Origin of the sequence: Mesomycoplasma ovipneumoniae SC01 (assembly GCF_000218525.1) — a bacterium.
Lineage (GTDB): Bacteria > Bacillota_I > Bacilli_A > Mycoplasmatales > Metamycoplasmataceae > Mesomycoplasma > Mesomycoplasma ovipneumoniae_A.
Map to the genome: position 1 here is coordinate 33,403 of NZ_AFHO01000003.1, position 20,882 is coordinate 54,284.

The 20,882-nt window shown below is 27.4% G+C and carries 15 protein-coding genes; 9 read left to right on the forward strand and 6 right to left on the reverse strand.

What is annotated here, in order from left to right; all coding sequences use genetic code 4:
• Window positions 1-21: 21 nt before the first annotated feature.
• Window positions 22-702, reverse strand: a complete 681-nt coding sequence (gene recO / locus MOSC01_RS0100640) for a DNA repair protein RecO (protein WP_010320900.1) — start codon at window positions 700-702, stop codon at window positions 22-24.
• Between the two features lie 321 nt (window positions 703-1,023).
• On the opposite strand from recO, the gene MOSC01_RS04075 reads away from it, so the two are divergent.
• The 9 genes from MOSC01_RS04075 to MOSC01_RS0100690 all read left to right on the forward strand — a co-directional run bounded on the left by MOSC01_RS04075 (window position 1,024) and on the right by MOSC01_RS0100690 (window position 17,704).
• The gene (locus MOSC01_RS04075; protein WP_010320901.1) at window positions 1,024-3,618 is read left to right on the forward strand and encodes an MAG2960 family serine endopeptidase lipoprotein; all 2,595 of its coding nucleotides are present in this window, start codon (window positions 1,024-1,026) and stop codon (window positions 3,616-3,618) included.
• A 541-nt stretch (window positions 3,619-4,159) separates the two neighbouring features.
• A complete protein-coding gene (msrB, locus tag MOSC01_RS0100655; protein WP_010320902.1) occupies window positions 4,160-4,591 on the forward strand; it encodes a peptide-methionine (R)-S-oxide reductase MsrB in 432 nt (143 codons plus the stop codon).
• A 67-nt stretch (window positions 4,592-4,658) separates the two neighbouring features.
• A complete protein-coding gene (locus tag MOSC01_RS04080) occupies window positions 4,659-6,314 on the forward strand; it encodes an LppA-related lipoprotein (protein WP_010320903.1) in 1,656 nt (551 codons plus the stop codon).
• Between the two features lie 83 nt (window positions 6,315-6,397).
• Window positions 6,398-7,753, forward strand: coding sequence for an APC family permease (locus MOSC01_RS0100665; RefSeq protein WP_010320904.1), 1,356 nt, complete (start codon window positions 6,398-6,400; stop codon window positions 7,751-7,753).
• Between the two features lie 229 nt (window positions 7,754-7,982).
• Window positions 7,983-8,762, forward strand: a complete 780-nt coding sequence (locus MOSC01_RS0100670; protein WP_010320905.1) for a DNA-processing protein DprA — start codon at window positions 7,983-7,985, stop codon at window positions 8,760-8,762.
• Window positions 8,762-9,073 (forward strand): Mbov_0395 family pilin-like conjugal transfer protein, encoded by a 312-nt coding sequence (locus MOSC01_RS0100675; protein WP_010320906.1) that lies wholly within the window; start codon window positions 8,762-8,764, stop codon window positions 9,071-9,073. The genes MOSC01_RS0100670 and MOSC01_RS0100675 overlap by 1 nt, the downstream gene beginning before the upstream one ends.
• Entirely contained in the window at window positions 9,073-11,388 is a 2,316-nt protein-coding gene (locus MOSC01_RS04085; RefSeq protein ID WP_010320907.1) for an Mbov_0396 family ICE element transmembrane protein, read from the forward strand. Before MOSC01_RS0100675 ends, MOSC01_RS04085 begins: the two co-directional genes overlap by 1 nt.
• A 41-nt stretch (window positions 11,389-11,429) precedes the next feature.
• The gene (locus tag MOSC01_RS0100685; protein ID WP_010320908.1) at window positions 11,430-14,072 is read left to right on the forward strand and encodes an Mbov_0397 family ICE element conjugal transfer ATPase; all 2,643 of its coding nucleotides are present in this window, start codon (window positions 11,430-11,432) and stop codon (window positions 14,070-14,072) included.
• Window positions 14,072-17,704, forward strand: a complete 3,633-nt coding sequence (locus MOSC01_RS0100690) for an Mbov_0399 family ICE element protein (RefSeq protein ID WP_010320909.1) — start codon at window positions 14,072-14,074, stop codon at window positions 17,702-17,704. Before MOSC01_RS0100685 ends, MOSC01_RS0100690 begins: the two co-directional genes overlap by 1 nt.
• An 894-nt stretch (window positions 17,705-18,598) precedes the next feature.
• On the opposite strand, the gene nusG is transcribed toward MOSC01_RS0100690, so the two are convergent.
• From nusG to rlmB, 5 genes are read right to left on the reverse strand one after another with little or no spacing between them, the layout of a single operon-like run.
• Window positions 18,599-19,174 carry a transcription termination/antitermination protein NusG gene (gene nusG / locus MOSC01_RS0100700; protein ID WP_029513063.1) on the reverse strand — a complete coding sequence of 192 codons (576 nt, stop codon included), beginning with the start codon at window positions 19,172-19,174 and terminating at the stop codon, window positions 18,599-18,601.
• 18 nt (window positions 19,175-19,192) lie between these two features.
• Window positions 19,193-19,429, reverse strand: a complete 237-nt coding sequence (secE, locus tag MOSC01_RS0100705) for a preprotein translocase subunit SecE (protein ID WP_010320911.1) — start codon at window positions 19,427-19,429, stop codon at window positions 19,193-19,195.
• The gene (rpmG, locus tag MOSC01_RS04505) at window positions 19,429-19,569 is read right to left on the reverse strand and encodes a 50S ribosomal protein L33 (RefSeq protein WP_010320912.1); all 141 of its coding nucleotides are present in this window, start codon (window positions 19,567-19,569) and stop codon (window positions 19,429-19,431) included. The genes secE and rpmG overlap by 1 nt, the downstream gene beginning before the upstream one ends.
• A 41-nt stretch (window positions 19,570-19,610) precedes the next feature.
• Window positions 19,611-20,162: a sigma-70 family RNA polymerase sigma factor gene (locus tag MOSC01_RS0100710; RefSeq protein ID WP_010320913.1), complete on the reverse strand. Its 552-nt coding sequence runs from the start codon at window positions 20,160-20,162 to the stop codon at window positions 19,611-19,613.
• 26 nt (window positions 20,163-20,188) lie between these two features.
• Entirely contained in the window at window positions 20,189-20,878 is a 690-nt protein-coding gene (gene rlmB, locus MOSC01_RS0100715) for a 23S rRNA (guanosine(2251)-2'-O)-methyltransferase RlmB (RefSeq protein WP_029513064.1), read from the reverse strand.
• Window positions 20,879-20,882 lie beyond the last annotated feature (4 nt).

Consider the following 20,882-nt stretch of genomic DNA (forward strand, 5'->3'; position numbering starts at 1 on the left):
TTATAAAATTATACCAAAAAATTAAAAAATAATATATGAATTTTTTTTTAAAAACATCTTTAAAATTTCAAAAATAGAATAAACATGGTCAAAATTGATTTTTTCCAAATATTCATCAAGGGAAAAATTGGCTCAATACAAAATTTCCAATTCCTTAACATTAAATCTAAAAAAAGGTTTTAAAGTGCGATGATAAACACATTCCATTCCGCCATAAAAATCAAAATTTACAAGCCTTTTATTGGTTTTGCAAACTTTACAACTAGTTAAATTGCCGATTCAACCGTTAATTTTAATTCAGTTGATAATTACATATACTATTATTGCATTTACATTTTTGTCGTTTATTTTGGAAAATGCACTTTGAAAAATATCAAAAATTTTAGAATCATAGTTTTTTTCATCACTAAATTGATAAATGACTTTTCAAAACTTATAAATATTTTCGTTAGTTAAATCCAACCGAACAAGGCATTCACCCTTTTTTAGTTTGGATAATTTATTAGGATTTTTGGCCAAAAAAATCTCAAACTCACCAAGGCAGCCGGGATTTAATATATAAATATTTTTACTAGTTGGGCGACGTACGCCAAGGGCAACCATCTTAAGAATCCCAAAATTTGTTACTAATTTAACTATTAAATCAAAGTCCCTAAAGTTAAATCTCTCGACAACTATCCCTTTAATGATTTTTTCAGCCATTTTTTCATTAAAACTTATTTATGGTATTTAGGTTTAAAGATCTAAATTTAGTTAATTCTATTAAGATGAAATTTATTTTAAGGTAAAAAATTAATTTCTAAAATATTTTAGTTATAAAATATAATTATACCACAAATTAATTTTTTTTGATTGATTTGTCATTTTTTTTATTACATTTTTTTGATAATGCTTAAAATTGTTAATTACATAAATGGTTTAGCTTAAAATTTAGCCATCTTTATGCTATAATTTGGTTAACAAAACTTAATAAAAATCTTTAAGATTTGAATTTAAGTTTGTAAAAAGCGAAATGGTTGGTTTATGAAAAAACTTAGTAAACTTATTTTTTCTAATCTGTTTTTAGGGTCTTTATCAATAATTTTATTTTCAGCATGCAATGTAAATAGCGATAAATTGGGCTCTAAAGAACAAATTAGTCCGAAAGTTCATGCAAAAATTGAAAACCAACAACAAACCAGTCTTGATGACGTGGATTGGAAAAACATTAACTTTGAATATGACAGCAAAAAATACAATTTGCAAAAATTGAATTTAAATAAAAATTTTGAACAAAATTTGCTAACAGTTAGCGTTTTGCTCGTTGATAATGAAAAGCAACTTTCAATACCAAAAGAGTTTGTTTTTACTTCGTTTTTAAAAGTAAAAGACAAGATACAAGAACAAAATTTAGATAAACCTGAAAAACCAATTAAAGAAGAACCAAAAAAAGTTGAAAAAATCACTAATCCTCAACCTAATATTTCTAAGATTAAAAGAGAGAGAATTTTAAAACCACCTAGCGCTAGTAAACCTGAAATCACAAGAATTATTAGACCTCAAGAAAAACCAAAATCACAAATTATAAATAATCCTAGCCCAACAATCAATAATGTTCCAATTAATAATTCGCCTATTAATAAAATAAACACAAACCAATTTCAAAGCGTAAATTACAATACAAAAGCTTATAATCCACTTTTTGAAGCAACTCCAAAGTTAAAATATACAAATAGAATTTACAGCGAATCACAAAATCCTGAATATTTTAAAGATGATCATTATTTTGACCAAGATTTTTTACTAAATCATTCAGTGATGCAAATTATTCAAAATACACCAAAATATCAAACTGGAGTGCATAATTTATACACTTTTTTGTACAATGGTGATAATAATCAGCCAATTAATTTTCTTGATCCAAACGATCCAAATAGAAGTAAAAGATTCTGAGAGTTAGCAAAAAATGTCGGTCATTACGGCGATTTTGGTAAAAACAATGATGAAAAATTGATGTTTTATAATCGTGGAATTTCCTATAATGGAATGGCTGAACAAGTATATCTTCCAAAGTTTTCTGAGGCTCAATCTTCTGGGGCTTCAAGTAATTCTGAAAATCTGACAGAAATTGTAAAGAAAAATCCTTTTGGTTTTTTGCCATCTAATTTAAGTCAGTTATTTTATTACATGAAAATCGAAGAAATTGGCAAAATTTTTAAAATTTCCAATTTAAAAAAAGTTAGCGCTAATTTTGATGACAAAAAAGGTGAAATTAGTATTTTGTTTGAAAGTGGCGATGGCAAAAAACAAATTTGAAAATCAAGCTCAGCTAATTCTAATTTAAAAAAAGATATTGACTATGAAAAGTTCATTTATGATCGATCATTTAGTCTTGGAATTTACGGATTTAAATATTTTCAAAATCCTTATATTTGAAATGACTATGGCACTCATCCTTTTAAAGAATACGGTACTGCCTGAGTTTTAGATAGAATAACAAATAATGATGATAATTCTGATAGTTATGAACTTTTAGTTGGAACAAACATCCATGTTTGAAATATGGCACAAATTTTTGACAAAAGCATGTATTTTTTTGATGTAGATAGCCAAAATGAAAAATCAAAAAAATGGAATGCTGGCTTTGTTGACCAAAACTATAAATTCATTTCTGAGCAAGATATAAAAAATGCCAATAAATCAAGACCTTTTTTTACCGCAGCTCGTTCAGGTAATTTAATTTCTGACAATAAATACGAAAATACATACGAAAAAATTAAAGAATACCCAGTTTTTGATGCCTATGATAGCTATTTAAGCGCTCCATATTACACTCCGCGCTACAAAGTTGACGGAATAATGGGCCATGATGTCGATGTTGGCTATAAATATTTAGATAATTATAATGAAGCTACTCGAGTTGGAACAACCAAAAACGGCGGTTCAGACTTTGTTATTCTACGACTTAAAATTAAAAAAACTGATTTAGGACATATTTTACCTGAATTAAAAAAAGTTATTGATTCTGGTAATGAAAAAGATTGACATATTGGTCTAGGTCGCAATGAAAAATTTAGCCCAATAAAAACACAATTTTATGGCGGATATCCAGTTGCTACTAAAGACAATGAAAATGGTGATTGAGATAAAGGCGTAAATTTTAAATCTAATAAATCAACAGGCGGAATAATTAACACCCGATCACGTGTAATTAATGATAGTCTTTTTCATAGCCTTTGAGTTCCTTATAATGATGCTGAAAATAAAGACTGAAATGGTAAACATGAAAAGTGAAAAAACTACCAAAAACCATTTCTTGACAATTTAAAGCACGGAATGCTAAAAAGGGTTTTAAATCAGCATTCAAATTTGTATACAAAAGTAAATCCTAAAAATAAATTAGACGCTCTTGGTCCTGGATCTTCAGGATCGATGGCTATTGATTCAAGTTTTAATTTAATTGGTATAAATTATTCCTATTCAACTGACTCAGAAAGCAACACTTTTTCAAATGCAATTTCATTAATGGAGGGTCAGTCTACTTATCTTAATGGATTTAATGGCAATATTCGCGAGGATTTTAAGAAAAAATTACAAAAAGATGGCTTATATACAGTCAAGATTAATCCAAAATCCTAAAAATTATCTTAACTAATTTTTTGGTTTAGCAGTTTTTGGCGGCTTTTTTAGATATTTTATTTTGAATTTTTTGGAAAAATTTGCGAAGTGTTGGATCAAGATTCCCTAGTATTTTGAGCAAAAACTATTAAAAAATGTAAAATTTGTGTTCTTTTTATTTCGTAAAACCTTAAGTTTTTATTATAAATTTGGTTATTTTGAACCAAATAAAAGTTGATATATTGATTTTATTAATATAATGAAGCTATAAAGCCAAATTTTTTCAGCATTTCCTAGCAAAATTTGATAATTAGGTTTAAAATTCTTATTTTTAACCTTAAATGAGGTTAGATGATTTGATCAAATTTTTGATAAATTTTCATTATTGTAATAAAATTGTTTTGTTAATTAAGGTCTTTGCATTTTTGCTCATTTTGCTTAAAATAACGCTTTTTTTAAAATTTTAATAAAAAAGTACTATTTTTTATATTTTAAATAGATTTTTAAAAAATAATTTTAAAAATGGTATAATTATTAAATTAAACTTTATTTTGGAGAAAACATGGAAAATAACAAGAAAAAACTTGATCATTTGAACGAATTACAATACAAAGTTACCCAAGAAAATTTTACAGAACCACCTTTCGATAATCTTTATAACAATAATTATGAAGAAGGTGTTTATGTTGATATTATCGACGGAACTCCGCTTTTTTTATCTTCAACTAAGTATAATTCAGGATCTGGTTGACCGTCTTTTTGAAAACCTTTAAACGAGGACTCGATTGTTGAAGTTCTTGATTTTAGCCACTCAATGACTAGAGTTGAGGTTCGGTCAAAAAATGCTGATTCCCATTTAGGCCACGTTTTTAATGATGGACCTAAAGAACAGGGAGGAAGACGTTATTGCATTAATTCGGCTGCCCTTAAATTTATTCCTAAAAATGAATTAAAAAGCAATAATCTAGAACACCTTTTAAAATACTTTGACTAAATTTTATTTAAAATAAAAATAAGAAAAAGTATTATTTTTAATAATAAATATTGTAAAATTTTAAATCATGAAATTACTAAGAAAATCAAAATTAAACTTTTTATTTTTTTCAGTAATTTTTTTATTTTTATCAAGTTGTTCAGTTAAGTCAAGTGTGCCTGAAATAAAAAATCCTGCTGGTAAAATAAATAAAAATATTGATGATTCACCAAAAATTGAACCACCACCTCAACCATCAAATCCACCTCAACCGTCTCAACCATCAAATCCACCTCAACCACCTCAACCACCTCAGCCATCAAATCCAAATCAAAATCCATCAACTCCTGAAATTAAAAAAGATACCCAAATTGATAACGATAAAAATCACGAAAAAAATAAGAGTTCAGTGATTAGTCAAAAACCTAATTTGCCACCCACTATTATAAAAAAGCCTGATGAAGGTAAAGAAAAATCTAGTATAATTAAAAAAATAGATGATAAAAAAGATCCAGAACAGCCAAAAATTCCATCTTTTAAACCACAAAAACCAAGTGATGAAGAAGAAATAATTGCTCAACCTTTTGAGCCAAAAAAACAAGAAAAAGAAACTGATGTCCAATTAGCTCAATTAAAAGGTTATCTTTCAACATTACCTAATTCATTTCACATTACAAATAACATGCAAAGTTCATACCCCCAAACGATAATTTACAAAGGTAACACTGATTATAAAAATTTTTCTTATGTAAATTTTGTTGACCCAATCCATGATTTGAAAAATGAGTATGATATTAAATTAGATTTTTCCAGCGCTGTTGTTGCTTCTACAGGCGCATCAAACGAAAAAAAACCTATAAATAACGTGCTTTTAGTTTTATATCGTAAAGATAATTCCTCGATTAAATCCTCAAAAACAGTCAGTCTTTTTTATGAACAAGAACAAACATCGCAAATAAGTTTAGTAGCTAAACAATTACCTGATGATTTTAAAAACATTTTTCCTTCATTTTTAGCTTTTTCCTTGATAAACTCAAACAATGATGTTATATCCAACCCATTTTTTAATCAAATTGGTCATGTTTTAAATAATCGAAATTTTGGGGTTGGACTTAAAGATACTTTTGCCAAATTTAGCCCTGAAATTAGCGATGATGAAAAGGAAAAATATGGATTTGATGTTGTTAGTGCTCAACCCGATGACGAAAATGGAAAATTAAAACTTAATTTACAAATTTGAAAAATAGAACAAAATACTGAGATAAAAACGTTTTTACCAGATAATAAAAGTCTTGAATTTTCAGGTTTAGCTAAAAATTCAGACAATATTTACCAAATCGAATTAGCAGAAAATACTTTAGAAATTGAAACTTTAAAAAGTAAAGTTAAAAAAACATTATTAGAAAGAGATTTAAAATCTAACTTTAGAAAACATGAGTTTTTAAAACTTTTACTAGAACACTTATATATAAGAGTTAATACTGAAATTAATAATAAGTGGATTAAATTATCTGAAGTTCAACATAACAGATGACTGATTTTCCCGCAAATTCAATTTGCAAATTTAATTCCCACTCAATTAATAAATGATTTGACTTTGGAAAGAAATGATAAAAAAATTACTTGAACCTTAGATTTAAAAACAGTTTTACTAAATAATAATCAAATTTTGACCCCTAATGGCGAATTTTTGCTAGGCAAGGAAAAAATTCACAAAATTAGTGGTGTTCTTGAAATTAATTAAAAAAATTTCAAGTAAATTTTTTTAATTAATTATTTTTCTAGTGGTACAATTTAATACAATTTTGAAAATTAAAGGCCAAAATAATGAAAACGAAATCAAAAAACTCACTTACAGAACGACAATTTATTTTTTATGGGCTAAATTATGTTGTAGGATTTGGCTTCATAGCCACTATTTCGAGAGTAATTAATCAAGGAATTTGGGGTGTTTTTGTCTTTATTCTAACATCTTTAATTACTTTAGCGGTTATTTTTGCTTTTGCGCGAGCTGGACAGAAATACCAAAATGAAGTTGGTGGTTCATATGCATATGCTAAAAAAACCTTTAAAAATGGACTTGTTTTTTTCTTAGGTTGAAATCAAGTTGCCCGAATTATGCTTTTTTCGGCAACAAGTCCGCTATTTTTTTCAACTCTGCTAACAGAATTTGATCCTGATCGCCAATGACTTTATGTTGCAATTTCATTAGTAGTTTATATAATTTTAATTCTTGCCGGTAGCTTTGGGTTTAAGCTCTCAAAACAAATAATTTTATTTACTGCCATTTTTAAATGGGCAACTCTTTTTATTGGTTTTGGTTTAATTATTTATTTAATTATTCAATCAAATACATATGGACATAGTTTTAGCCAAATCCAACCTTTTAGTGTTACATTATTTGCTAGTACAATTTTATCCTTTATTTATTCTTATGGTGGTTTTGAATCATTAGCGACAATTTCACAAAATGTCGAAACAAAACGATTTAAAAAAGTAATAATTCTAATGTTTCTTATAGTAATTTCCGCCTATTTTTTATTTTATATAATTTTTTTAGGACTTGGTAACGAATATCTTTCAAACTTTGGACTTGAAAAAGTCTACGAAACTCTTTGAGGTGCCTCAGGAGTATCACTTTTTACAATCGGGTTATTCTTTAATCGAATGTCAGCAACAATGGGATCAGTCCAACCTTATGCAAGATATATTGCCCCACTTGCTGAAGACGGTTTTTTGCCTTCAGTTTTTGCCAAAAAAAATAAGCACAACGAATACCAACATGCTATTTATCTTTCAGTTTCGCTGGCAATTACTTCAAGTATAATTTTTACAATTATTCCTCGAATTGCCGGTGTTACAGACACTTTTGGTACGATTTTAAAGGCAGGAAATATCTCCTTTTTAATTCAGTATTTTCTCACACTTTTTACAGTTTTAATTTGAAAATGACGAAAAAACGAACAAATACCAATTTGAGAAATTGTAATTTATATTTTAGGTATGATTGTTATTTTATTTACACTTATTGTTTCTCAGTTACCTTTTATTAGTACTGAAAAAGTAACTTTTGAGCAGTTTATACCTTTAATAAGTTATGTTGGCGCAATTTTAATTGGATATATTGTTAAATTTTTAACTAATTGGCAAAAAAAGAGAAAAATGAATAAAAAACTTAGTTAATTATTCTTTTAAGGTTCATCAAAACATAAAAAAAGCTATGAATTCATAGCTTTTTTTATGTTTTAGCTTTTATAATTCTAAAAATTTTTCCAAAAAAATAAAGACAATAAGTTAAGCCAGATTTAAGTTTATTTACTAAAAAAGGATAATAAAAAGACTTTTTAGCTAAAAAGTTTTTTTTAAATGTTTTCTTGGGCTTTTTTCTTAATTTAGAGCAGAAGGAGGACGTATGAATAAAAAATTAATTCACTATGCAATCAAATATAAAGGGGATTATTTTTCAATCCAAAAGGCAATTCAACAAAACGAAGAGGTAACAGATGAGCAAATAGAAAGAATTGAACAATTAATTAATTCAGGAGAAGTTAGGGCAATTACAATTACAGATAAAAATTACCCTGAATCCTTACGGATTCTTAAAAACCCACCATATGTGATATTTTATAGTGGCAATATCGAAGTTTTAAATGACTTACAGCCAAAAGCTTCACTAATTGGTGAAAATTACATTCCCCAAATTCAAAATTTTTTTAATCGTTCACTTGATCAAATAATAAAAAGACACGTTTTAGTAACAAATGGATATAAAGGAGTAGAACAAAAAGTAATGGAATTTTTTCGTTTACATGAAATACCAATTATTGGCGTTTCAGTAAATGGAGTTGAAAATCCTTGAATGTTTGAAAATTTTAAAGATTACGATAAATTATTGATAATTTCCGAATACCCTAAGGGGGTTAACATTAATAAAAAACGGCTAATCCAACGGAATCGAATAGTTGCTGCCCTTAGTAATTTTTTAGTGGTTTATTCACTCAGACAAAAAGGTGGATCACAAAATCTAGTTAATTTTTTTCTCGATCTTGGTAAGGAAATTTATTGCTTTTATGATGATGATTATGAGAATCTAAATGATTTTAAAGGTTCTTTTGATTTAATTTATCAAGGAGCAAATTGGATAACTGAAATCAAAGATGTGTATTACAAAATAGGAATGGGTGAAAAATAATGTATTTTTTAAGTTTATTTCAAGAAGCCAAAGTTGGAGGCGAGTTATCGACTCTTGCAACTACGCTGCAAAATTGAATAAAATATCTGACTCAAATAGGAATGCCTGTTGTTGGTGGAATTTTAGTTGCCGCAATTGTTTTTTTCGCAACAATGCTTGCAATTACCCACGATGTTGAAAAGCGGGATAAATGAAAAAAAGCATTAATTTGGTCCTCAATTGGATTTGTGATCATTCTAGTTGCCCTTGGATTATCAACAGTAATAATCTCTGTTGCAAGTTCAGCCGCAACTGGCGGGGTTAAAGGGTAATGTTTGGTTGACTTTTTAATGGTTTAATCAATATTATTACTTACCCATTTTTTACTTTGGGATGGTATTTACTTGTTTATTTACCTTTTTCAGTTATTGCCTTTTTTAATTATATTTTCGAAAAAATTGGGATAAACATTATTGTTCATGCAATTTTTCATAGACAAACTTTTTCCTTTGAAAGTCTTCCAATCGGTTTTTGAATTTTTGCAATTGCCTCGATTTCAATGGGTTTTATTGTTCTTATTTTACGATATGTTAAATTTTTAATTATTCGCCGTAATTCCGCAGATATAGAAATTGCGGCAATGTCTAAAGTTAGTGTTGGCTCTTTTATTTTTATTTTTACTTTTCCAGTTATTTTTTTTGCTTTACTAATTGCTATTCAGTCGACCTTAACAATAATAAATAATTATATTAGTGGCGACCAAAATTTAATTGAATTAATGTTAAAATCGGCATCAAACAAAATTCCTGATAGCGAAATTCAAACAATTAGTCAAGATTTTAGTGTTCCATCTTATTCAACTTTTACTTCAATGGAATCCGGTGAGGGAATAATTTTAATTATAACACTTTCAGCATCTTCAATTGTTGTTGCTTATATTTTAGGAATTAGTTTTATTTCGCTATTCACGGCATCAGCGCAACTTTTTATGAATTTTATAACCATGCCACTTTGAGCAGTAAGTAGCATTTGGGACGATGGTCGAAAACTAAAAACTTGAACAAGAACATTTTTTGGCCAATTTGCAGTAATTATTATTTACCAAGTCAGCTTTAATTTGTTCCTAATTTGAGTAGCTTCGACCTATAAAATTGCAGACTCAATTGATTTTGAAGGAGCAAAAGGGATATTTATCTTCCGTTTTTTGCTAAAAATATCTTTTATAATCGGCGGCGGACTGGCAATTTCTACCTTTACTCGCCAAATTGCGGCTAATTATGGACAGGCTAGAGCTGTTGAACATCACCAAAGATTGGCTTCCTCTACTCTAAAAGTTGGGGGGGTTGCTCTTGCTGGAGCTACCGGGACAATGTTTAGATTAAACCAAAATAATCACAAAAATGCTACCGATTTAACAGGTTTGCCTTCAAAATGAAATCAAAAAAAACCTTTTGATATTATTGATAATTCAATTCTTCCAAATCAAAAACAAAGTCCTTGAAGAAATGCAATGAACCTAGTGGGAATTGGGACTGGAGTTGCTTTTGCCGCGACACAAGCTAAACCTTTGATTCGAAAATGACGAAATTACAGAGCTAATCGGGCTTTAAATGGGGAGCAAAAAGGATTAAAAAATTTTTTTAACAAAAAAATTAATAGTTTATTCTCGAAATTTAAAAGAGGCGATTCAAGTCAAAATTTAAAGCAAAAGCCAAAAAATACACGCTCAACTATTGAAAAAACATCAGAAAATCCGTCATCTCAAAATAAAATCGACGAAGCGCCAATAATAAATCAAAATGATTCATTATTGACTGAAAAAAGTGCAACTTCTGAAGATAAACTACAACAAACTGATTCATTAAGCCAATCTAAAAATGAATCTAGTGGTGAAAAACAACTAAAAATGGAAAAAAATGATGTTGAAATTAGACCAAATTCAGATCAACAAGAGAATCCTGAAAATAAAACTGATGAAAAAAATCAAACTGAAAATCCAGAAATAGTAGAAAAACCTGCAAAAAAACAAGGTTTTTGGGCTAGATTTTGAGGTGAGTGACCTGAAGAAGAGACTAAAAAAACGCGAAGAAAATCTTCTAAAACAAAAGATACAACCGTTGAAAAAGAAACTAAAAAAGTTAAAAAAGCAGTAAAAAAGAAGGAAACTAAAGCAGAAAAAGCAAGTGAACCTAAAGAAAAAAAGGTAAAAATTGACAAGTCTGATTCAAAATTAGATGAAAAAACTACTGACAAAAAAGAAAAAACAAGAAAAATAAAAACTAGTGAAAAAAGTAGCGGTGACTCTGTAACATCAGATAAAAAATCATCCATAGCTAAAGAAGAAAACTCAAAAACCATTGAAAAAGTTGGTCCACAAATTGAACAAAATGATGAAAAAATTGACAATATTGTGCCCAAAAAAACACGAACTAGAAAGAAAAAAGATGAAATTAATGTTGACAATCAAGCCCAAAATAATACTGAAATAATTTTAAATTCTGAGTTAAAAACTGCTGAATCTAAGCAAAATTTAAAACCAGTTAAAGATGAATTAAACGAAAATAATACTAAAAAAGATGAGCAAATTGAGGGTCAATCAGATAAACCAAACACTAATGGCGCTGAAAAACAAGAAAAAGATAATTAAAACAATTAATACAAACTTTTTGTATTTTGGATAGGGAAATTATGAAATTACAAAATAAACGAATTAAAAATGTTCAAATCCAAATTTTTCGACACATTACGCTAATTGACATTCCAATAATTATAGTTATGTTTTTAGTTTCTGCCTCTATTAGTTTTGCGCTGCCTGAAAATTTATTTATTTTGCTAAAAATGTTAATTTCTACTGCCTTTTTTCTAGCTTGAACAGTTCCATTAATAAAATACTACAAAAATTGGGGGCTAAAAGGATATAAAATTATCTGGTATATCGCTCTTTACATTACAAGACCTAAAGTTTATAGCAAAATTTCCTCTACAAGTGCAAATACACGAAATTTATTACCATATAGCCGCGCTAAACAAGATTTTATTAAAATTTCAGGCGGATTTATAGCTGGAATTGAAATTTATGGTCAAGATATTTTTAGCATTGGAAGTCAAAAAATTGAACAAATTCTTGAACAATTTACAACAAGTCTTAATGCTGTTAATAGTCGAATTTCGATTGTAAAAATTGCTCACCCTAATGATTTAACGAAAAATAAACTATTTTTTTTACAAAATCAAGAAGAATGTAAAGCTAATTTGAACGAGAATTTTTGCCAGTTTTACAAAAATGATATTGCGAATTTTGACACTTATCTACATCATCGTTATTTTATTATTATTTATGAAAAAAATGATGTTAGTTTGCTTCAGCAACTTAATTTGCTTAGATCGAACATTTCATCAACAGGTTTTCGCGCTAAAACTTGCACACTTAGAAATTTACTTGATTTAAATTTGAAAATAATTAATTTTAGTGATTTTTTAAGTGATCAAGAATATAAAAAAATTCAAGAAGGTGATGATATTAGCAAATATTTGGCACAAGACCGAATTGAATGACATCCAGAATATTTTAAAATTAATGACATTTATTTTTCAGTCCAAACAATTAATGAATATCCATTCAATCTTCCTCTTGGGTGAGCAGCACAACTTTTTTCAACAAATAGCAGCGTTGTTTGGCATTTGAATCGACTAACAAGCGCCGAAAAAGAAACAAGTTTTAACCGAGGTGCAAAAAATTTAGAATCTAATTTGAATGACCAAAAAAATGTTGTCCAAAAATCTAAAACCGCTACTGAGCGAGCAGCTCTTGAAGAAATAATTAACATCGCTGGCTCTTCAAATGAAGAAATATTTTATTCGACATTCATTTTTTTGAATTGAGGGGAAACAAAGTCTCAACTTAAAGAAATTGAAAGTAAAAATCGAAATAATTTAAGGAATATTGGCGGAACAATAAATCCACTAAAATACCGTCAATTACAGGGTTTTGCTTCACTTTTTTTCCGTTTTAGCAACCTTTTAAAGGAAGAAATTGAAATGCAGGCAAGTAATGTTGCATTTGGAATTCCTTTTACATCTCGAAATTTTAATGACGGAAATTATAATATAATTGGGATTAGTAAAACTGATTATACTCCTATTTTTTTCGATCTTTTTTTGCAAAATCAAGATCGAAAAAATTCAAATTGTTTTATTTTAGGAACTTCTGGTGCTGGTAAGTCGACATTGACAAAAAAATTGCTAACTTATAATAAAGCTGTCGGAAATTCAGTGATTATTTTAGATCCACAAAATGAATATTGAAAAATAGGTGAAGAACTAAAAGCAAATACAATTAATTTTGCCAGCGGATCATCAACAATTTTTAACCCTTTACAAATTCAAAAAGTTTTTAATCCTCAGTCAAAAATTATTGATGAAACTATTTATAACAACGCCGAAACTATTTCACTTCACCTACAAAATTTAGAGCGATTTTTCGGTATTTTGCTTCCAAATTTAGATCACAAAATGCTAATGTCTATCATTGAATGTGTTAATGAAATTTATAAAAATAAGAATTTTTATACACTTTTTAATGATGTTAGCCTTCTAGAACCCCGTGAATTTCCAACTATTGATGACTTAATTGCTAGTTACAAATCAATGACTTTTTCCTACATCAGTCAGCATGAAAAAATGATTGTCTCATCAACTTTGGAGTACGAATTTAGTAAATACGGGAAACTTAATAGACTTTTTAATGGTCAAAACTCGAATTTTAATATTGAAAATGGTCTTGTAATATTTAATGTTTCAACATTGATGCATCTAGAAAAACGTATTTACCAAGCAGCATTTTTTTTAATTCTGTCATTTATAGAAGGAAAAATTGCTACAAATTTTTACAAAAATAAAAAAATTACCCTAATTGTCGACGAAGCACACCGATTTATTGATGAATCAAACACAATCGCGCTAGATTTTTTGTTTAAAATTGCTAAAACTATTCGTAAATATAATGGTGGCTTGATAATAACAACACAAAATCCCGGCGATTTTGCAATTAGTGGCGAAGCTGCCCGAAAAAGTGAAGCTATTATTGAAAACTGCCAGTATGCTTTCTTTTTTAATTTAAAAAGTAACGATATAAATAAAGTAGACAAACTTTTTTCATCTTCGGGTGGACTTACTGATGAAGAAAAAAAATTTATTGCACTGGCCCAAATAGGTGAGTTCATTTTTTCTGCAAATTTAAATGATCGATATATTTGTTCAGGCTATTTTAACAATGCCGAGAAAAAATTATTTTTCGATAAAGGCGATAAACTAATTAACAAAGGGGATTAATGAGCAAAAAAATACCATTTTTTTTAATTTCTGGCCTTATTCCTGTGCTTTTTTTGTCAGCAGGTTTCCAAAACACAACTTATTTTAAATTAAATAATTATGATAATTATGAGATAAAATCTGAATTTGCAAATTTTAGTGCTCAATTTGACTTAGAAATTGAAAGACAACCTGATTCATTTAGTTTTGAATGAATAAAAGATAAAAATATTGACTCAAAAAGTGAAATAAGGAAACTAAATTCATATTGATTTGATCGAGAGATCAAAGAAAAATTTTACCAACCAGGCACAAGACCTGAAATAAAAAGTGAAAATTTTGCACCTGAATATTGCAATCAACTTGAAAATTGTCGAAATTGACAATTTTATTTAAATGAATCGACATTCAGAAATTGAAAAGAAGAAACAATTTTTAGCATTTATGGCGAATATGATAAGTCAATTTTTGATCGAAATTCATTATCAATTACATCAAAAAAATATAATAAAATTAACATATCAAACATTTTAAATGAATATGCAAAAAATAAAATTACAGAACTTGAAAAGAATTTTAATCTTAAAAACATAAAAATTAATCATTTGATTTATAGAGTGGGATTTGAATTACAAAAAGATAAAATTAAAAAATTTACTGTAAATTTACAATATCGATATTCTTACCAAAAAAGGGTTCTAAATAAGGATCTAGAACTTGAAAAATATTTGTCTGATTTAAGGCAAAATTTTAATAATTCAATTATCAAGAATAACCAAATTTCAATAAGTATTGAAACAGATCAACAAAAAAATAATGAAATTCAAAGTTTTTTACTAACTTCATCTCAAAAAGGTCTAAAAGAAATTGAAAAAAAAGTTGCAGAATTTTCAAAAAAACTTTTTAAAGAAGGGAAAAAATACAGCGAAGATCTACATTTTAACGTTATTGGCGACAGGCAAATTGAATTTTTTATAAGATTTAAGCACCCTCAGGACAAAAATTTTTACAATTTCCAGTTAAATAGCAAGGTGAATGTAAACTTATTTTTTGAAGATAAAGATAAATTTTGAAAAAGACTAACAATTATTCCGGGTAATATTTATGATCCCAACACTTATCAGTCAAAAATAGACGAACCAGTGCAAATTTCTGAACCAAAAACTCAAACAATCGAAGGTGGAGTTCGGAAAATATACGGCGGAAAATGAGAATATCATAATAAAATAAAGTTAAATTTCATTACTAATCCAGATGAAAATGAAATTTTATATGTTAACGGAAATCCTGTCGATGTTTTAGATCTTAGTTTTGATTATGATCTTGAGGACTTGAGACTTGAGCAAAAAAAACAGCAAAATTCAACAAATAGTTATAAAGTTGAAATTAAAAAATTTCAAAAAGACAATAAAATACAGGATAATTCAGAATTAGTTGCCATTTATGAAATTGAATTTGTAATTAAAGCTGCAAATTCAATTATGGATATAAAGTGATTTGCTTGAGATCCAAAAAATAACAAGGATCAGCAAAAATTAATTGAACCTTACTTAAAAGATAAAAATGGGCAAACAATTTATGATCAATTTGGAGTTAAGGTTAAGAATCCTGAATATGACCCGTTAATTGATGTAAAAACTGGGACTAAAAAACAAATTGTTTGAGTATCAACCGGTAAAAATCCTAATTCTATACCTGAAAACAGCAATTTTGCTCAACTTCCAAGCGAAGTTTCGCGTTTTAATTTAGGTCTTGAATCAGAATTTGGATTCATTGCAGAAGCAAGTGTTAGTGGAAAAGGCGCCAATATAGTTTTAAATTCAAATCCTGAGAATGATAAAGTTTCATCATTTAGATATTTAATTGATTCAGATAACAGCGAAAATTTTGAAATTTTAAGCAAAAATGGTCAAAAATCAGAAAAATTTGACATCACTAATAGTGCAAATAAATATTTTTCGATTGGGGGAGTTTGACTTTTTTCATCTAAATTTGACAAAGGACTTTCATCATATAAAATTGTTTCTATTGGTGAAAATTCAAGTTCACAGCTTTTTAATGATGTTTTTCCAAATAAATCAATTATCCCTTTTTGGGAATCAAAAGCAGGTCAAATTTTAGAGCAATACTTACTTCTAGAAAAAATAACAAATGAAAATATCAAAAAATTAACCTATGAGCAAATTTTATTATATTGAAGAAATTTTATTGATAACGTTGTAAAAAAACAGCAAATTAACAGAATTAATCAAAAATTAGACGAAAATATCGAAATTAAAAACAAAATTGTTTTATTAGTTCAAAAAAATTTAAATTTTGAAAATTTAGAACAGACAATTAACCAAAACACAAGTTCAAATCAGGATTTTGCGAACTCGACAGGCAACAAAGCTCTTGAAATTAACCCAGAAATGATTTCTGAAATATCTAAATTTTTTATAAATGACAATGAAAATTCTAGTAATATTGATATAAGAATTGAAAATATTGTTCAGAGTCAAGATAATAAATTTGATTTTGACATTAAGATAGTTAAAAAAGATAATGAAAAAACAGAAAATTTTGAAGAAGTTTTAGGTATCTTAAGTTTTTCTGATATTGAAATTAAAGATTCTGAGCAAAATAAAAATAAAACTAAAATTAAGTTTAATTTGAAAAACGACAAACACACAGTAAACCAAAATTTGCAAAATTCATCTCAAATAATTGATTACTTTTCAAATCAAGAAAATTTTGATAAAGTGAATCTATTTTTAGAAGAGTATGACGAAAATATAATCGCCAATTTTAATCTAAAACCAGAATTTAAGGAGCTCTTTCATTTACAAACCCCCTTTATTGTTGTGGAAAAAAGCACAAAAAATAGTGATATTTTTCAGGAATCAAGAAATATTTTTGATGAACTTTTGTTAGAGCGAATTAATCTTACTGGTATTGAAAATTTACAAAATGCCAAAAATTTTATATTGGAGCAAATCCAGGCGAGTTGAAAAGACGTTAAATACAATTATAATTTTGACTTTGTAATTGAAAATTTTGATAATGTCGTTGAAAATGCGATAAAAAATATCGAAGAAAGTGAACAAATACCTCACAAAATTTGAAATTTGACTCTAAAAGTCAAGGAAAATCAAATTAATAAATTTTATGGATCAAAAACTATTAAACTTGTTAATATTGTAGGAAGTCTAAATAACCCTAAAATTAACAATTTAAGCCAAATCAAAGCCAAAGAATTTAGTCTTTCTATCTCGAAAAATAGTGATAATTTGGAAAATGCTATTAAAGATCATGTCTATAATCTTCTTTTACCTGAGGAAATTGATTCAAAAAAATATTTATACCTACAGAATATTTCACAAATTGTAAATAATTTTCGAACTAATCCAAAATTGGAAAAGGCAACACTTGTTTTAAAACCTGGAACGCCTCAGCTAAACGGAAAAAAAGAACTCACTATTTTTAATTCAGATTTTTCACCTTTAGGTGATTTAAATTTTGTCGGTTTAGAAAAAAATTCTGACACTACTAAGTCCAATATTGAAAAATCCACAGCTTATTGACTAATTCCGTTAATTATTTTTTCAATAATAGGATTACTGTTTTTTGGTTTTTGGATTTATAACAAATTTATTGCAAAGTTTAAAAATTAGTAGCCCAGAAAAATATATAAATCAAAATCCCAAATATTAAATTCCCGAGTTTCCCAGTTTGATGAGACAATCTTAAAAAAGTGTCTGGTTTTTGGGCGCTTTTTTAACTTTTTTGGCAAAAGTTAATTACCTATTTTAAAACACTGGCAAAAATCAATTTATGGATAAAACAGCAAAAAATCATAAAAAAATACAACTACTATTTAAACTCAATGTAAATATAAAACTCGTTTTTATTTAAATTGAGCCTAAAAAACATATGAAGTTTTGAAAGAACAATAATTAAAAGCCATAAATTTGTAGATTTCTAAACGGTCAAATTTAAGGCATTCCATCATATTTAAAATATAATGGATAATTCGCATTTTCTTATTTTAATACGACAAAAAACATAACTAATTCCCCCTTAATTCAATATCGAAATTTATTAATTCATTCTTGGTAAGTGTAATTATAACAGAATTTTTTCTTAGACCAAACATTTTTTTTTTTTTTTTGCAAAAGTTTAATTTCAAAACTATAAAAATTAAGGATTTAGCGTCGAAAAACACGGATTTACCGGTATTTTTGCATATTTGTATTCACTAAAAATGAATTTTGGCCATTAAACTACCAAACTCGGGAAAATCACAAATAGTAAATAAAAAAAGTCTTTTACGTGAATAAAAGACTTTTTTTATTTATAAATTTAAATTAATTTGTTGACTAAAAATAAAACTATTTTTTGTTAGACTTTGTTTCAGAAAGGAGTTTTCAGATTTTTCAAAAATTTTTTCAAAAAACAAAATAATAGTTGTTTTAGATAAGTTTTATCAACTAAGAAGAAAAATTTTAGCCTTGATAGATAGAGTCGAATTTAAAAAATATTTAAAATTCAACACTAAAATTTAAATTTTAGTTATTGACCTTTTTTAAATTTTTATATTCAAAAGTTGCAGGAGCTTTACGCCCAAAAACATTTTCAAGTTCAACTGTTATTAAGGTTTTAGTCTCATTCATCTCAATAATTTTACCAATATCGTCAGAAAAAGGTCCTTGAGTCACTTTTACCCAATCACCAATTTGTCAACTTATTGCAGTAGTATCATTAGTTTCTTGAAAACTAAGAATTTTTTGATTTCAATTTTCTTTCATTCGCTCAAATTGGCGTATTGAAATTGGCGTTGGTTTAGTTCCTCTACCGTGAGAACCTACAAGCCCTGTTACATATTGAGTATTTCTAACAACAAATCAGGCTTTATCAACCATATTCATCTTGATAAAAAAGTAGCCTTTATATAAATTACGATATTTGAGTTTTTTTTCAGCTTTTCCATTTGTGCTTTCCTCATAATAAGGGACATCAAATTTTATTATTTCCTGAAAGTGCTCCTCTAAATTTTCGTATTTTATTCGATTTTTAAGTAAAGTAATTGCAACATCTTCTTTTGATGAAATAGTTGAAATCATATATCACTTATATATTTTCATAATATTTTTTGCTCCTTTCTAAATTCCTACTCCGGCTTGATTTCAAATATAGGCAGCAATAATTGTAATTGTGAAAAAAACAGCCATAAAAATAAGTGAAAAAATTATTGTTTGCCCAAAACTTTGAAAAGCGACTCGACTTGTTGGTCATTTTACCCTTTTCATCTCTTTAATAAAAAGGCGAAAGAAAAATTTTTTTTTCCTTTTTTTTATTCCATCGGGAATTTTAATATTTTTTGCTTGTTTTTTTCACATTATTTTTCCTCTTGGTGTAAAGTAGATTTGCGACATATTTTGCAAAATTTATTAATCTGAAGGCGAGTTTGAAGGGATTTATTTGTTTTATAGTTCCGATTTTTACAAACAAAGCAGCTTAGACTAATTTTTTTCTTCATATAAATCCTAAAAATTTAACATTACAGTCTATAATTATATATTAATTTAGGAAAAAACTTCTTAATTTATTACTTGTAGCTCGAATAAAATCATTAACCTTTTGTGTGGTGATGCCAATTTTTTTAGCAATAACATTAGTTGGAATATCCTGAATAAAAAACATTTCAAACATTTCCATCTCAAGTTCATCAAAAGATTCGGTAATTCGGTTGTAAATATCTTGAATTTCTAATTTGTGAAGCTCGGATTCAACAGCAAATTCAATATTTTCAGGTAATTCATCAAGTGAAACTGAAAAATTTGCTATTTGATAGTTTTTTGTGGTAAAAGAAGTTGCATATCCCAACATAAATAATTTAATTTTGTGAACAAGATAATTTTCAAGCGGGATACCTAAACTAGGGTCAAATTCTTCATATAACTGTACAAATTTGTCGATTGAAGCATTAAATAGATCATGATAAGTTATCGGTGTGAGGGCGAAAGTTTTCATTACTTGTTTTGAACAAGCTAATAAAATATGTGAATATTTGTTTAAAACGGTAAAATATCTCTTATTTTTAGCTATTTTTTTCTTACGATCTAATCACATTTTGTAAATATTAACCTCATAGTTCTTTATTTTTGTTTGTTTTTTAGATAAAAAAGTATAATTCCCGTTGCAACTGTAACGTTTAAAGAATCAATTTTACCTTCCATCGGAATAAAAAATGAATCATCGCTAGCATACAAACTACTTTTTTTAATTCCGGTAGACTCATTGCCAACTATAACTGCACAGGGAAAATTAAACTGAATTTCATTAATTTTTTTGCTTTTTTCGTTTAAATTAGTGGCATAAATTCAAAAACCTATTTTTTTTAATTTATTAATTGCAGCTACAATTGAATTAACAAGAATAAACTTAATACCTATAAAACCGCCTGATGCAACTTTGAATGTGGTTTCATTTAGTTTAGCTGCTCGCTTTTTGGGCAAAATTATATGCTTAATTCCAAAACAATTTGCTGTTCTAATGATGTTACCAAGATTATTTTGATCATGAATATGATCAAGAACTAAAACAATTTCAGGTTTATCCTTGTTTAAAACATCAATTTCAAAAAATTTAAAGTTTTCAACAACGCCAACAAAACCTTGGTGGTTTGCTAAAACTAATTTATCTAAAAAATCTTTATTAACTATTTGTACTTTTTGGTTCGAAAAAATTGGACTATCGGGCTGTTTTAAACAATAAATTTGTTTAAAAACAAACCCATTTTTAATTGCTTCTATCACCGAATTCTTGCCACAGATATATTTAATCATATTT